Source organism: Amedibacillus sp. YH-ame6 (genome assembly GCF_053848845.1).
This window is the reverse complement of sequence record NZ_JBSPEZ010000005.1, coordinates 50,539-64,331: the sequence shown is the minus strand read 5'-3', so window position 1 is coordinate 64,331 and position 13,793 is coordinate 50,539. Positions and strand designations below refer to the sequence as shown.

Sequence of the window (13,793 nt, the reverse complement as noted above, 5' to 3'; positions counted from 1 at the left end):
TTAAAAAAGAGGTTGTAACTTATAGGTAATTATTTGTATTATCAAATTCGTCTATTTAGTTACAATCTCTTTATTTTGTCTTTTCTAGTGCAGCGATATTGTTTCTTGAATGAAAGAATTTAGTAAATAGAAATCTTACAAAAGGTCCCGCAAAAAATATTTGCCAAAAGAAAGCAAATGGAAGATTAAATGTTAAGGTTTGAAGCCAAATGGAAATGAATTCATTTCCAGGGTGTTTAAAAAGCAAGGTCGCAATCAGTGACATCATAGAAGCCATCGTAGCAACTGTAAAACATTGCATACTAAGTGTCATAAAGATGGGTTTATCAATGGTTGGTGTAAATAGTTTCGCTGTTAGTTTTTTTGCGATTCTTCCAGCCACTAATTTCTCAAGTATAATTACGATGCACATCATAAACCATACATCGTTGAAGACTTCAAAAAACAATGCATTACAAAGCCCTCCATGATTCAATGACAAATTATAAAGCTCCATAGCGTATGTCATGGCGAACGCCATGAGAAGTGAGAAAACAACATCTTCAAATTTAGTTTTAGGCATAAAATTACCCCTTTCCAATATGCATAAAAAAATGTAGCTGTTAAACAATTGGACTTACGTTTAACAACCACACATTGTATATCGGATTCACTTTTTTTGCGTCTTTATTATACGACGAAACTTAAAATCTTTCAAGTTTAGAGAGAGAATGAACTGCATATATGGCGCATATGGAATGCGAATAATATGCGAGTAGGTATTATAAATCTTTCCCAGAATATCCTAAGAATGTTACACATAATGCAATTCCTATCACTTCTAATATTTTTTTCATCATAATCCCTCCTGTTTACAACTATAGTTTATCTTATTCAAAAGGATGTGTCGTTGTGAATGGGTTACAATATCGTTACACTTTTGTAATATTTCATATCTAATTCGTTTTTTATAGTTTATAATAAGTTAGAAAGAATACAGGTGAACTTATGAAATTTAAAGAATTCTCGTTAGATCAACATATATGTGATGCATTAGAAGTCCTAGGGTATAAGGAAGCTCTTCCCGTACAGGAAGCAGTTATACCAGAAATATTAGCGGGACATGATGTAATCGTAAAATCAAAAACAGGAAGTGGAAAGACGGCGTCTTTTGCGATTCCTATCATAGAAGAAATCGAATGGAACGAGCGTGCTCCTCAGGCTATCGTATTGACTCCGACAAGAGAACTTGCGATGCAAATTAAACAAGACTTTGACCATATCGGTGCGTACAAACGTATGAAGACATTGGCTATCTATGGGAAGTCTCCTTTTCGTTTTCAAGCGCAAGATTTGAAAGAGAGAACACATATTGTGGCAGGTACTCCTGGTAGAATTTTGGACCACTTGAAACAAGATACCTTAAATGTTTCAAAATTGCGTTACGTTATTTTGGATGAAGCAGATGAAATGTTGAATATGGGTTTTATTGACGATGTGGAAGAAATCCTTGAATATTTCCCAGGAAATATTACGATTTGTATGTTTTCCGCAACTATGCCTTCCGCAATACAAGAATTAGCTTCAGGCTTTATGAAAGAACCAAAGATCATTACGTGTGAACAAAGTGACCAGGTAAATGATCATGTAGAACATTATGCATATCATATGAAGGAACATGAAAAAACTGATTTTTTATTAAAATTATTATGTGCAGAAAAGCCAGAGTCTTGTATCATATTCGCAAAGACACAGGAACATGTTATTGATGTATGCGATACCTTATATGAAAAAGGGATCAGTGTAGATAAACTTCATGGCGGAATGTTACAAGAAGATCGTATACAAAATATGAAAGATTTTAAATTAGGAAACATACGTATCTTAGTTGCGACAGATGTGGCTTCTCGAGGAATTGATATTGCCAATGTGACACATATCATTAATTATGATATGCCGGAAAAGAAAGAAACTTATATCCATCGAATTGGTAGAACTGGGCGTGTAGATGCTAGGGGTGTTGCCATTTCTTTCATCGCGCAATATGATGAAGAGCGTGTGCGAGATTTAGAAGAATATCTAGGATATGCATTGACTATGAAAGATAAAGAAGCGATAGAAGCTATAAAAGTTACTTCCGCAATGTTAAAAACATTGGATACTCCTGAAGTACAAAAAGAGGAGAAGGGAAAAGACTTACGTAAGGATACTATGAAGCTATATCTTAATGGTGGAAAAGCGAAGAAAGTACGTGCAGGAGATATTGTAGGTGCTATTTGTGAGATTCCTGGAGTATGTGGGGATGATATCGGTATTATTCAAGTACAAGAAAGTCAATCTTATGTAGATATTTTACATGGTAAGGGAAATCTTGTATTAAAGGCACTACAAAAGAAAACCATTAAGGGTAAAAACTTAAAAGTTCAAAAAGCTCGTGAAGAAAATTAACAAACTTTCCAATATCTATTGACTGTTCCCTTGGGGGACGCAGTAAGCTATATATGGAGGGTGACATATGAAAATTCAAGAGGTTATAAAAACAACAGGGTTAAGTAAAAAAGCACTACAATATTATGAAGATAAGGGATTGATTGAAGTACAAAAAAATTCTTCAGGATATCGTGAATATGATGAATTGAATTTGAAGCGTCTGTGGGAAATAAAGGTATTAAGAGAATTGGATTTTTCAATTATAGAGATAGAATCTATAATACATAATGTACAAAGAGAACAAATCTTTCAAGAACATTTTAATGAAATCGATAAACGTATGGCACAATGCACAATACAAAAAGATTACATACAAAAACTATACGAAGATTTTGATCATCCACATCGCCAAGAACTCTTACAAGAGATAGATCAAAGCATAAATGAAGATTTTCGTTTAAATGAACAGATTTTTACAGCCATAGAAAAGAATCACAAAGGGTATGGTTTAACGATTTTTTTCATACTATTTTGGTTTAGCTTTGGAATTTATTTTTATGTTTCAGGTGATGATTGGACAAATCAAGTAATGGGAATCTTTCTTATTCTATTTGCTATATATTATACGTACAATTTCTTTAAAAAGAAAACGAATGTTATGCCACAATCCACCTTAGATGTATTGGTTGATGATAAAATCTATAAAGTAAAAAAATACATACAAAAGAGGATAAAGAAATGAAAGAGCTAAGAGTAGAAGATTTATATTTTTCATACGATGAAGAATTCATCTTTGAAAAGTTAAGTTTTACCTTACAAGAAGGTGATGGGTGTACTCTTTTAGCTGGAAAGAATGGAGCTGGAAAAAGCACCTTGATCAATGTGGTGTGTGGCTTGTTGGAAGAAGATGGTGGTATTATAGAACGTAATAATATTCAAATAGGATATCTTCCTTTTGTTAGTCCTTTTTATCCACATTTAACAATCCTAGAGAATTTACGATATTTTTATCGTAGTTTTCAAGGAAAGGATTTCAACCTAGAAGATCCTTTTGTGAAAAGAGTGTTGCAAGATCTTTCCATAGATTATCTAAAACAAACCTTTGATAAATGTAGTTCTGGACAACAACAAAAAGCGAGCATTGCGGCGATTTTATTAAGTGGTGCAGATTTGATTATCTTGGATGAGCCATTTGTTGCGATTGATGCCAAGAGTAGTGATCGTTTCATACAACTTATCATGGATATGAAACAAGAAACGATGTTTTTAATCACAACACATACCATCAATAACTTACGACCTTGTGCGGATCGATTACTTTTTTTAGATCATAAAACATTGGTGGATACCAAAGATGAAAAGGTAATTGATGCATATTTCAATGAAGGTGAAGTCCATGCTATCTCATGAATTATTTCGTATTCTAAGAAATCCTAAATGGAAGTATGGGATCTTTATTTTGTTGTTTTGTATAGCTTATTTTATTATGACACGACAATCCTCTTCGCAAGTTACAAGTATGTTTGCGGTGAATATAAAAGATATCGATTATATGTTATCTATTATGCCAGTTTTTCTTACATGCTTCCTTTTGTATCAAATTGCCTTTGAAGAAGAACGCCAAGAGAGTTGGAAAACATTGTTGGTGTATCCAGTTGGGCAAGAAAAGCGTATCTTTGCGAAATTACTTGTATTGTTGTTGATGCAAATCCCCATTATGTTGTTGTCTTTCATTGTGTACTTTATACTTCATCAAAGTTTCAGTATGATGTTATTCCATTATGCACTGTGTGTACAATTGATTTATTTGTTGAGTTTTATGTACTATACATTTGTGGTATCTAATGGATATCTGGATCAAGGTGGCTCCATTATAATTTTAAATGTATTAAAAACTACGACACCGATTTTTTTGCTTTTCTGTATCTTAAATACAAGTGCTTGGATGCGTGCTTTTCATCAAATATGGTGGTTTGTTTGTATTTGTTTTGTGTTTATGATATTTGTTTTATTTCGCTTTCATGATGAACTTATGCGACGTAAATTGTACAGAGAGACAATTTTATATAAAGTATTTGGTGGGATTGCCTCAAATTCTTTACAAAGTATGTTAGGGAATGTGAAAGATATGTTGGATAAGCTGTTGCAATCCCTTCTAAAATTGTACGCAAGAAATTCTAAGAAGCGATGGAAGAGCGCTGCCGCAATAGAAGTTGGTTTGAAGTTGAATGGATTTTATGTACTCATTGGAGTCATTTGTTTGCTTCTGTGGAAAAGTAGTGAATGGATATTCTTTTTGGTACTTGCCATCATAGCATTTATATATGTTCTCATAAATTGTATGAAAGAGCGTAAAAGAATACAAAGTGTACGCATTATACCAAAAGAAAACACCTGAATTTTCAGATGTTTTTTTCTATACTGGTCGAATCTTTTCTAAGAATTTTTCAATGCGTTCTAAAGCTTCTCGGATATGATCGATACTATATGCATAGGAAACACGAATAAATCCTTCTCCAGCATCACCAAAAGCAGTACCTGGAACACATGCAACTTTTTGATCATTCAATAACTGCACGCAAAACTCATCGCTATTTAAACCAGTGGAGCGTATATCCGGGAAGATATAGAATGCTCCTTGTGGTAAATGTGTAGGCAATCCTAAACGATTAAATCCTTTGGTAATAAAGTTTCTGCGAGCCATATAGGATTCTTTCATTTCTAATACATGAATATCTCCATTTCGCAATGCTTCGATTGCTCCATATTGTGCTGCAGTAGGTGCAGACATAATAATGTATTGGTGAATTTTGTTCATCGCTTTTGTGAATGTTTCATTCGCAACTACATAACCTAGTCGCCATCCTGTCATCGCATAAGCTTTTGAAAAACCACTGATGATAATGACTTGATCCTTTATCTCTTTAAATGATGCTAAGGAACAGAATTCGCCTTCATAGGTTAACTCTGCATAAATTTCATCACTAAGAACAATCAATTCATGTTTCTTAATAATCGGAATTAATTTTTCATAGTCTTCCTTTGTCATAACGCCACCTGTTGGGTTACTAGGAAAATTCAATAAAATGGCTTTCGTTTTTGGTGTAATTGCGGCTTCTAGTTTTTCTGGAGTCAGTTTAAATTGATCTTCATGACTAAGTTTTACATGTACCGGAGTACCACCTAATAATTCTACACTTGGTGTGTACGCTACATAGCTTGGTTCCATTAGGATGACTTCTTCTCCTGGATTTACAATAGCGCGCATTGCGATATCGATTGCTTCACTACCTCCGACTGTAACAATTACATTTTTTACTGGATCATATGTTAAATTAAAGCGACGTTTTAGATAATCACATATCTCTTCACGTAATTCGAGTAGACCTTGATTTGCAGTGTAGTGAGTTTTTCCTGCTTCTATGGAATAAATTGCTGCTTCACAAATATGCCATGGGGTATTAAAATCAGGTTCACCTACTCCAAGTGAAATAACACCTTCCATCTCGCTAGCTAAATCGAAATACTTACGTATTCCACTAGGCTTGATGGTTTCTACATGTTTACTTAAAAATTTTTCATACATTATGGAGTCACAACCAATCTCTCACTAGGACGTTCTTCTTCATCAAAAACAACACCATTTACTTTATACTCTTTTAAGACAAAGAAGGTAGATGTAGAGACAACATGTTCAGTAGTTGCTAATTTAGCACCTACGAAGTTGGAAATCTCCTGCATCGTTCTTCCATATATAATCACGATAAACTCGCTTTTTCCACTCATCAGATACATGGTATCTACTTCAGGATAGCGATAGATGTTCTTGGCGACACGATCATAGCCAAAATCACGCTCTGGAGTAACATCAACCTCGATTAATGCCATGACTTTGTCCTTGCTTGTCTTATCCCAATTGATGATCGTATGATAACCACAGATAATTTTTTTCTTTTCAAGTTCATTCATCGTATGAATGACACTTTCTTCATCTTCTAATAGCACATCAGCCAAATCTCTAGTTGAATAACGTGCATTTGTTTCCAATAAAGAAAGCAACAATTCTTTTTTCATCCTGTTTCCACCTTTCTTACTTGATATAATATATTTATTGTAAACCATTATGTTGAATTGGTAAACAAAATAAATAGGGTATTATGGAAATCGTAAGATATATTTAGAAGAAATTAACGATAATTCGCATCAAATTAGAGTGTTTTGTAAAATAGGTTGAATTTTTAGAAAAAGGTTGTAAAATAAAATTATAGAGAACATACTACAAGCTAAGGAATACTTCCATATCTCCCATCATAAACTAGGGGGATGAAGGTACTATAAAATTAATGAAATTTCCATTTATCTCACAAAGAAGTTCAAAGAAAGGAGGGAAACTATGGCAATTTATGATATTTTGTGTGGAATAAAAGATATAAGGGAGTCAGAAACAGGGAAGTGTGAGTTTAATGGATATCTAGAAGATTATTTATCTGTCCTTGAAGCAGATGATGAAAAGAAAGATATTCATGATGAATTAGCTACACTTCTTGAATTGAGTGATGATTTAAAGATTTGTGTGAATTTGGGGTTGGATATCAATAAAGATGCAATTGCAAATCAAATCATTCGTTATAAAGACTCATTCAAGCTACCATCAGGCACAATACGCTGTCCATATGTCGTATATGGATCATTTGAAACGTATCAAAAAGCAATCATACTTACCTTGGGAGATAAAGAAGAATATGTAATCGCAAAGGCGTTATATTATGTAATGAGTGAACCAGAGAATGAGTTTGAAGGAACACGCAATGAAATTATAGCGTTTGCGATGAATGAAGTAAATCAACAACGTATGGTAGAGGCATCTGAAGCCTTCTTCATACAGAATAAAAAAGCAGGAATTGTACAACGTGATTTAGATGCTAAAATCTTTGAGAACTATGATGAAATGTATACCTTAGCAAATAAAATTTCAACAGATCTCACTTCTCAATTACCAAGTAAATTAGTGGAGTGTGAAGAAAAAGAAAATTGTATCAACCACATCATCGCTACATGGTTCCTCATGAAGAAATTTTCTTATGTACAATATATGATGGATAAAAACAACCTAAATAAAGTACATGAAGGAAATGTGAAGAAACAAAGACAAGCCGCAAAAGAGAAATGTGACGCAATCAGTTTTGTATCTTTTAGCGAGTTATGGAGAATGGTAAAAGAAATTTAGAATGTGTTCAAATGAAAGAGTAAAAATCCATCAAACGATTGAAACTCTTTTTTTTTATTGATTTTGTAACCTTTTATATAAAAAAATCGTATTATTTATGACAAATACAAAAAAATACCCTATAATTAGAAAATAAGTATCATAAAGAGGGAATTGTATGAGTCTGTTTAATAGAAACCAGGGTGTAAGACCAACATGTGAAGAGGTAATTGAACTATATAGCGATATGGTTTATAAAGTTGCGTTAAGCACAATGAAAAATGAATCTGATGCGCAAGATATTTACCAAGAAGTTTTTTTACGTTATGTAAAATATAATACATCTTTTGAATCTTTGGAACATGTAAAAGCTTGGTTTCTACGTGTTACGCTAAATTGTTGTAAGAGTGTATTTACTTCGAAAAAGCGAAAAGAGAATATTCCATTGGAAGTGGATATTCCCATAGAGAACAAAGCGGATAGTGGAATACGGTATTTGGTGGGTGAATTAGAAGAAGCGTATCGCATCGTTATTCATTTGTTCTATTATGAAGAACTGTCCATAAAAGAAATATCAAGTATCCTTGGAGATAGTGAAAGCGCAGTAAAAACACGATTATCAAGAGCAAGAGTAATGTTAAAGGAAAAGTGGGAGGAAACATATGTTTGATAAATATAAAGATGAATATAGTGACATTCATGTGCCACTTGATGTAAAGACAAAAACACTTTTGAAAATGAAAGAGGAAGAAGAACGGAAACATAAACGTTGGAAATCAGCGGCATTTGCATTCGCATCGCTTGCGATTGGTTGTATCGTATTCTTCATGATACCAAAAGATAGTACAAATAGTTATACAGAATTTAAGATTGGCAAGACAGTAGAACAGGTAACGGTAGAAGATGGTAACCTTTATTTTGAAAAAGATGATGGACAACACCGTACCTTTGGACAAAGTGAGGAAGTCACCTTGAAAACGATTGATAAGAATAGTGCCTATCAATTTAGTAAAGAAACCATTGAACCTTTTACACTAGATGGGTACTCACTTTCATCCAAACGGTATTATGGGTATTTAGAAAAGGATACGATGAGGCAAGTAGAATGGCATTTTGCTTATCAACAAGATACTAAGGAATTGAATGTTCGCTATATCAGTCCCTATCAAGAAATCACTACCAATTCTACATTACATGGTAGAGAGATAGCGATTTACTATAGTGAAGATGAAATTACACAATATGATGTTTACTTTAATTCTGGAAAAGGTATGTATCATATAACGGGAAATCACATGGAACAAGAAGAGTTTTTAAAGAGTTTAACAGAAATTATAAAAAAATTAAAATAATTTGTAACCTTTCCAATATGTGGAAAGTGTTATTAGTGAAAAAAGGAGATGAAGGATATGAAAAAGGGTATATTTAATAAGACGTTATTATCTTCACTAATGATCGCAAGTGTATTTACGATGAATGGGTGTGGAAGTAATACGGAAGATACAAATAAGGTGGATGCTAAAAAATTAACGCAGGATATTGCGAAGAAATATGCAAAAGAAGAAACCGTCGCATATAAAGAGAAGAAAGCAAATGTTAAGCGTGATGAAAGTTTTGATTTTGAAGTTTCTGCAGAAGCAAAAGAAATCTTTAAAGGAATTACAACACAATGGACAGATATCATTGGTGTATATCGTGATAGCAATTTAACACAAGAAGTATCAATCAAGGCAACACAAAGCGATACAGGTGTTACTTATTCACCATATCGTAAACCAGTATTTGCCTTAGCGGATGAAGAGCGTGGTGGAATTCTTTATGATCAGGGAGAATGGAATGACTGGGGAAATGCACAACAATATTATATTGTTCAAAAATACAATTTACAGACTGGTGAAAAATTAGAAAAACCTGAAGTTACCTTATTTACTATTGGTACTGAAATCAAAGATACTCCACAAGTTAGTTTTTATGTAAATGAGAACGGTGTTGGTGGATTAAAATGGAACAAGATTAAAGGTGCTACAGAATATGCAATTGTACAAGTGGATGAAGGGAAAGATGGAAAAGCATCAAAAAGATACGTAAAAACCATCGCAACTGTAAAAGAAAATAAATGGGAAGATACAAGCAATAATACTGAAGATATCAATAAGAATTTCCGTACAACGTATGGTAAATCTTTAGATACATATTTTGAAGAACAAAAGAAAATCAATGAAAATGTTAATGCTGAAGATATCGCGAAAACCCAATTTGATGGTGAAAGTGATTTTGATAAAGAGTATAATAAATACTTCGCAGTTATCGCTTTAAATGACAAAGGTACTTCTAAAATCAGTAATATGCTAGATAAGCGTATGCTTGCCAATCAGGTGCCAATTCAAGTTGCGAGCTATATGAACGAGGGTGGTATCAAACCTAGTGGTAAAAACTCAAAAGTGACAGTAGATCGTGATATCATGATGACTTCTACACATGTTTGGGTAGTTATGGCAAATGGAAACGTTACACAAAAACTAGTACTTTATGATACAGCAAAAGTAAAAGAAGATGTTGCGCATTATTATACATATGAAGAAGATGAAAATGGAGATGTTAAAAAAGATGAAAATGGAAATCCAGTAAACTTCTCATCTGAAGATGTTCCATGTCTATCTATTCCATTCACGATTGAAGGGACTTCCTATAAAGGATATGCTCAAGTATTACAATATGACAAGGAAAACTATAAGAAGCAACTAAAAGAATTAAAAGCACGTCAAGAAAATCTTCGTGATCGTACAGGGGATATTGAGAAAGATGTTCGTTTAAACGATAGTACAGAAGAAGAGGAAGAAAAGGCAGAAACCTTATATAATGATTATACAATCTATGCTTCTAACGGCTTATCAGAATACTTGGCGTTACAAATGTTAAATGGTCAGATTCGAGTAAATCTTGATGAATTCAAGGAAGCGATGGACCAAGAGTACTTGTTGGATGCTTGGTATGAAGCAATCTATCAAAACCCATTGACATTAGGTGTACGTGGAATATCTTATGACGCTAAAAATAACGATGTACTTATCAGTTATGATCAAGATTCTAAAACACAAAGAACAAAACAACAAGAAATAGTAACAAAAGTAAAAGAAGTAAACAAAAGTATCATTAAAGAAGGTATGAGTGATCTTGAAAAAGAAACTGCAATCAATGATTATTTATGTGCAAATGCAGAATATGATGATGCGGCATTAGAAAACGCTGAGAAGAATAATTTCAAAAAAGTGGATGAAGAATTTAATGATTCTTTCACTGCTTATGGAATTTTAATCAATGGAAAAGGTGTTTGTGCAGGATATGCAGGAGCATTCAAACTACTTGCGGATGATGCAGGATTAAAGAATGTAGTTGTGACAGGATACCTTCAAGGAAGTTTACCACATGCTTGGAACCGTGTTTCATTAGATGAAGAATGGTATACATTAGACACAACAAACAATGATAATGAATACTACAAAAACGGATTGTTTAATTTATCAGATTATGAAGCTGCAACTGTATTAAAAGAAGATACTTTGTATGTGATGGACAGTGATTTGGCAAACTTTAAGGCTAGTACAGATAAGAATGAATTCTATCGTGTAAATGGTAAGTACTTTGCGCAAAGCGATGTCGCAAGCAAACTAGCACAAGATATTACAGCAAATGGTTCTGCAACTTATCGTACGGATGTATCTTTAACAGAAGATCAATTTTATGAAATCGCAAAAGAAGTAATTCAATTAACAGGAACTGCAGATTTACAAGGTGGTTATTTCTTAGGCGTTATTTATATATCAAAATAGACAACATGCAAAAAAGAGAAGCGAAAGCTTCTTTTTTCGTTCACTATCCTTTTTGTTTACTTTTACATGTTTACTATAAAGTTTGTTGATTTTTTAGGAATTTTAAAATTCATCTCGTATATGTAAAGTGTAAGAACAAAAAAGGAGATGATATATATGGCTACAAAAGATGTAACAAAAGTAAGCTATAAAAATGATGTGTTCTTCAAATTCGCTCTATCTTCACAAGATGAAGACTCCAAACTGATTCGCCACTTTATGATTAAGGAGATTACAGGGATTGACCCAGTAGATAGTATTGTGGTAAACCCTGAAATGGATCCAAAAGCACTTGCAGGTAAGAAAATCATATTGGATGTACACGTAAAAGACATCCATGGAAATGAATATGACATGGAGATGCAAGTTGAAGGATTACTCACAAATCTTACGAATCGATTTGAGTATTATGGCGCAAAGATTTTAGAGAAACAACTAAAAGAAGGAGAGGATTATTTAGATTTGAAACCAGTGTATCAAATTATCTTTATGGATAACTATTCTGAAGATAAAGGGAAACTGATTATGAAGTATCAAATGAGAAATGAAGAAGGAAAGGTTGAAAGTACACATGCCTTAATACATAGAACGTACATACATTTACCAGTGATAAACGACATTGTAAAGACGAAAAAGACAGCAGAATTAACAGCATTCGAACAAATGTGTTATCTCTTTAAAAACAATGAAGACGATGATATAATAAAGACAAAGGAAAGCGTGGTGAGAAAGCTTATGGAAAAACATGAACGAATGAGCGATAATGAACAAATATGGACACTCGCAGAACAAATCCAGATGGCGGAAGCACAACAAAAAGCTATTCAACAAGGATACTATGATGAAGGGATAAAAATAGGAGAGGAAAAAGGAAAAGTAGAAGGTTATAATAAGCTTTTGAATCAACTCATTCAAACTAAATTTAATATAGATGCATCTTCATGGTTATCAACCTTAACCATAGAACAACTACAACAAGCATCGCAATTACTAATGAACGCTGAAACATTTGATGAAATACAAAACGCTATATAATTATTATGATTCGATATACAGACAAGACACGATCTTGTCTTTTTTCTTGGAAAAAATATAAGAATGTGGTACATTAAGTTTATTCGATTGGAGATGAAACTATGAAGCATTGTTTTGCATGCGGACATAAATTGGAAATGAGAGAATTGGAACATGAGGGTATGACACCTTTTTGCCCAAACTGTAAAGAATTTCGTTTTCCAATATTTAATACGGCAGTTTCTATGGTTGTGGTAAATCAAAAGGAAGATAAAATTCTAATGATTCAACAATATGGTAGAGAGAGCAATATCTTAGTCGCGGGTTATGTGAATAAGGGAGAAAGTGGAGAAGATGCCCTTCGAAGAGAGATGGAAGAAGAGATTGGACGCAAGGTTATCAAGCATCGCTTTATGAAAACAGAATATTTCCCTAAAAGTAATACCCTTATTTGGAACTTTGCGGTTATGATTGATAGTGAAGATTTAAGTGGTGTATGTGAATGGGAAGTAGATAAAGCTACCTGGTTTACATTTGAAGAGGCAAAGAAAAGCGTAAAACATGATTCTTTGGCAGAACGTTTTTTATATTATTTCTTTAAGAAGTATGAAACAAAAACAGGAGACTTTTTTGAGTAAAAGCTCCTGTTTATTCATGTGTACATTCAACATCTAGAAATATATCTTCCAAGAAAATAGGAATGCAAGTACCGTTGCTAAGCTCAGAAAGATCTTCGTCAATAGAATGCTTACTTACGTATTCATAATATACTTGTTCTTGATATTCTTTTGTCGTTACTTCAATATCATGTTGTCGAAAATAATAATCGAATTTTCCAATAAGGTCATAAGAGAACTCAATTGCATATCTTTGCATTTGTACGCGTTTTGTAAATACAGCTTCACTTAAGGCAGTGGATACACTTTTAGAGTAAGCGCGTATCAAACCACCAGCGCCTAACTTTATACCACCAAAATAACGTACAGTGATGGCAAGCGTATCTTGCATAAGCTGTTTACTTAAACATTCCAACATGGGAACTCCTGCAGTACCAGAGGGTTCTCCATCATCATTGCTTCTTTGGATTTCATTATGTTCTCCAATGATGAATGCATAACAATGATGATTTGCGTTAGGATGTTCTTTTTTTATATTTAAAATGATAGCCTTGGCTTCTTCTTCACTAGTTACAGGATAAAGATAACAGATAAATCTGCTTTTTTTAATGTCTATTTCTTCTATATGTGTTTCTTTTAAACGATACATATTATCACCTTTGTTATTATAACATGAAC

Annotated in this window: 14 protein-coding genes; 10 read left to right on the top strand and 4 right to left on the bottom strand. The window is 33.2% G+C overall.

Annotation, left to right across the window (positions count from 1 at the left end):
- Positions 1-70: 70 nt before the first annotated feature.
- Positions 71-562 (bottom strand): DUF2798 domain-containing protein, encoded by a 492-nt coding sequence (locus tag ACWG0P_RS05465; RefSeq protein ID WP_455800854.1) that lies wholly within the window; start codon positions 560-562, stop codon positions 71-73.
- A 425-nt stretch (positions 563-987) separates the two neighbouring features.
- On the opposite strand from ACWG0P_RS05465, the gene ACWG0P_RS05460 reads away from it, so the two are divergent.
- From ACWG0P_RS05460 to ACWG0P_RS05445, 4 genes are all read left to right on the top strand, one after another.
- Positions 988-2,427, top strand: a complete 1,440-nt coding sequence (locus tag ACWG0P_RS05460) for a DEAD/DEAH box helicase (protein ID WP_455789920.1) — start codon at positions 988-990, stop codon at positions 2,425-2,427.
- 67 nt (positions 2,428-2,494) lie between these two features.
- Complete coding sequence (locus tag ACWG0P_RS05455) at positions 2,495-3,151, top strand: MerR family transcriptional regulator (RefSeq protein WP_455800853.1); 657 nt, start codon at positions 2,495-2,497, stop codon at positions 3,149-3,151.
- Entirely contained in the window at positions 3,148-3,819 is a 672-nt protein-coding gene (locus ACWG0P_RS05450; protein ID WP_455800852.1) for an ABC transporter ATP-binding protein, read from the top strand. The genes ACWG0P_RS05455 and ACWG0P_RS05450 overlap by 4 nt, the downstream gene beginning before the upstream one ends.
- Positions 3,791-4,807, top strand: coding sequence for a hypothetical protein (locus ACWG0P_RS05445; protein WP_455800851.1), 1,017 nt, complete (start codon positions 3,791-3,793; stop codon positions 4,805-4,807). Before ACWG0P_RS05450 ends, ACWG0P_RS05445 begins: the two co-directional genes overlap by 29 nt.
- Positions 4,808-4,825: 18 nt before the next feature.
- Here ACWG0P_RS05445 and ACWG0P_RS05440 read toward each other — a convergent pair whose 3' ends face one another.
- Positions 4,826-5,995 carry an aminotransferase class I/II-fold pyridoxal phosphate-dependent enzyme gene (locus ACWG0P_RS05440; RefSeq protein WP_455789916.1) on the bottom strand — a complete coding sequence of 390 codons (1,170 nt, stop codon included), beginning with the start codon at positions 5,993-5,995 and terminating at the stop codon, positions 4,826-4,828.
- Positions 5,995-6,483 carry an Lrp/AsnC family transcriptional regulator gene (locus ACWG0P_RS05435; RefSeq protein WP_455800850.1) on the bottom strand — a complete coding sequence of 163 codons (489 nt, stop codon included), beginning with the start codon at positions 6,481-6,483 and terminating at the stop codon, positions 5,995-5,997. Before ACWG0P_RS05435 ends, ACWG0P_RS05440 begins: the two co-directional genes overlap by 1 nt.
- A 319-nt stretch (positions 6,484-6,802) precedes the next feature.
- Here ACWG0P_RS05435 and ACWG0P_RS05430 point away from each other — a divergent pair, with 319 nt between their 5' ends.
- The 6 genes from ACWG0P_RS05430 to ACWG0P_RS05405 all read left to right on the top strand — a co-directional run bounded on the left by ACWG0P_RS05430 (position 6,803) and on the right by ACWG0P_RS05405 (position 13,136).
- Entirely contained in the window at positions 6,803-7,636 is an 834-nt protein-coding gene (locus ACWG0P_RS05430) for a hypothetical protein (protein ID WP_455800849.1), read from the top strand.
- A 157-nt stretch (positions 7,637-7,793) separates the two neighbouring features.
- A complete protein-coding gene (locus ACWG0P_RS05425; protein WP_455800848.1) occupies positions 7,794-8,285 on the top strand; it encodes an RNA polymerase sigma factor in 492 nt (163 codons plus the stop codon).
- Positions 8,278-8,967 carry a hypothetical protein gene (locus tag ACWG0P_RS05420; RefSeq protein ID WP_455800847.1) on the top strand — a complete coding sequence of 230 codons (690 nt, stop codon included), beginning with the start codon at positions 8,278-8,280 and terminating at the stop codon, positions 8,965-8,967. The genes ACWG0P_RS05425 and ACWG0P_RS05420 overlap by 8 nt, the downstream gene beginning before the upstream one ends.
- 57 nt (positions 8,968-9,024) lie before the next feature.
- On the top strand, positions 9,025-11,445 hold the full coding sequence (locus ACWG0P_RS05415) for a transglutaminase domain-containing protein (RefSeq protein WP_455800846.1): 2,421 nt from the start codon (positions 9,025-9,027) through the stop codon (positions 11,443-11,445).
- Between the two features lie 156 nt (positions 11,446-11,601).
- Positions 11,602-12,519, top strand: a complete 918-nt coding sequence (locus tag ACWG0P_RS05410) for an Rpn family recombination-promoting nuclease/putative transposase (protein WP_455800845.1) — start codon at positions 11,602-11,604, stop codon at positions 12,517-12,519.
- A gap of 101 nt (positions 12,520-12,620) precedes the next feature.
- Positions 12,621-13,136: an NAD(+) diphosphatase gene (locus tag ACWG0P_RS05405; RefSeq protein ID WP_455800844.1), complete on the top strand. Its 516-nt coding sequence runs from the start codon at positions 12,621-12,623 to the stop codon at positions 13,134-13,136.
- Between the two features lie 10 nt (positions 13,137-13,146).
- Here ACWG0P_RS05405 and ACWG0P_RS05400 read toward each other — a convergent pair whose 3' ends face one another.
- Positions 13,147-13,764, bottom strand: a complete 618-nt coding sequence (locus ACWG0P_RS05400; protein ID WP_455789908.1) for a YigZ family protein — start codon at positions 13,762-13,764, stop codon at positions 13,147-13,149.
- Between the last annotated feature and the right edge of the window lie 29 nt (positions 13,765-13,793).

What these genes read in the sequence shown, in the direction of transcription:
- ACWG0P_RS05455 (WP_455800853.1), top strand. Translation starts at nt 2,495, where the DNA reads ATGAAAATTCAAGAGGTTATAAAAACAACAGGGTTAAGTAAAAAAGCA.
- ACWG0P_RS05450 (WP_455800852.1), top strand. Translation starts at nt 3,148, where the DNA reads ATGAAAGAGCTAAGAGTAGAAGATTTATATTTTTCATACGATGAAGAA.
- ACWG0P_RS05440 (WP_455789916.1), bottom strand. Translation starts at nt 5,995, where the DNA reads ATGTATGAAAAATTTTTAAGTAAACATGTAGAAACCATCAAGCCTAGT.
- ACWG0P_RS05420 (WP_455800847.1), top strand. Translation starts at nt 8,278, where the DNA reads ATGTTTGATAAATATAAAGATGAATATAGTGACATTCATGTGCCACTT.
- ACWG0P_RS05415 (WP_455800846.1), top strand. Translation starts at nt 9,025, where the DNA reads ATGAAAAAGGGTATATTTAATAAGACGTTATTATCTTCACTAATGATC.
- ACWG0P_RS05405 (WP_455800844.1), top strand. Translation starts at nt 12,621, where the DNA reads ATGAAGCATTGTTTTGCATGCGGACATAAATTGGAAATGAGAGAATTG.
- ACWG0P_RS05435 (WP_455800850.1), bottom strand. Translation starts at nt 6,483, where the DNA reads ATGAAAAAAGAATTGTTGCTTTCTTTATTGGAAACAAATGCACGTTAT.
- ACWG0P_RS05465 (WP_455800854.1), bottom strand. Translation starts at nt 562, where the DNA reads ATGCCTAAAACTAAATTTGAAGATGTTGTTTTCTCACTTCTCATGGCG.
- ACWG0P_RS05430 (WP_455800849.1), top strand. Translation starts at nt 6,803, where the DNA reads ATGGCAATTTATGATATTTTGTGTGGAATAAAAGATATAAGGGAGTCA.
- ACWG0P_RS05400 (WP_455789908.1), bottom strand. Translation starts at nt 13,764, where the DNA reads ATGTATCGTTTAAAAGAAACACATATAGAAGAAATAGACATTAAAAAA.
- ACWG0P_RS05425 (WP_455800848.1), top strand. Translation starts at nt 7,794, where the DNA reads ATGAGTCTGTTTAATAGAAACCAGGGTGTAAGACCAACATGTGAAGAG.
- ACWG0P_RS05445 (WP_455800851.1), top strand. Translation starts at nt 3,791, where the DNA reads ATGAAGGTGAAGTCCATGCTATCTCATGAATTATTTCGTATTCTAAGA.
- ACWG0P_RS05410 (WP_455800845.1), top strand. Translation starts at nt 11,602, where the DNA reads ATGGCTACAAAAGATGTAACAAAAGTAAGCTATAAAAATGATGTGTTC.
- ACWG0P_RS05460 (WP_455789920.1), top strand. Translation starts at nt 988, where the DNA reads ATGAAATTTAAAGAATTCTCGTTAGATCAACATATATGTGATGCATTA.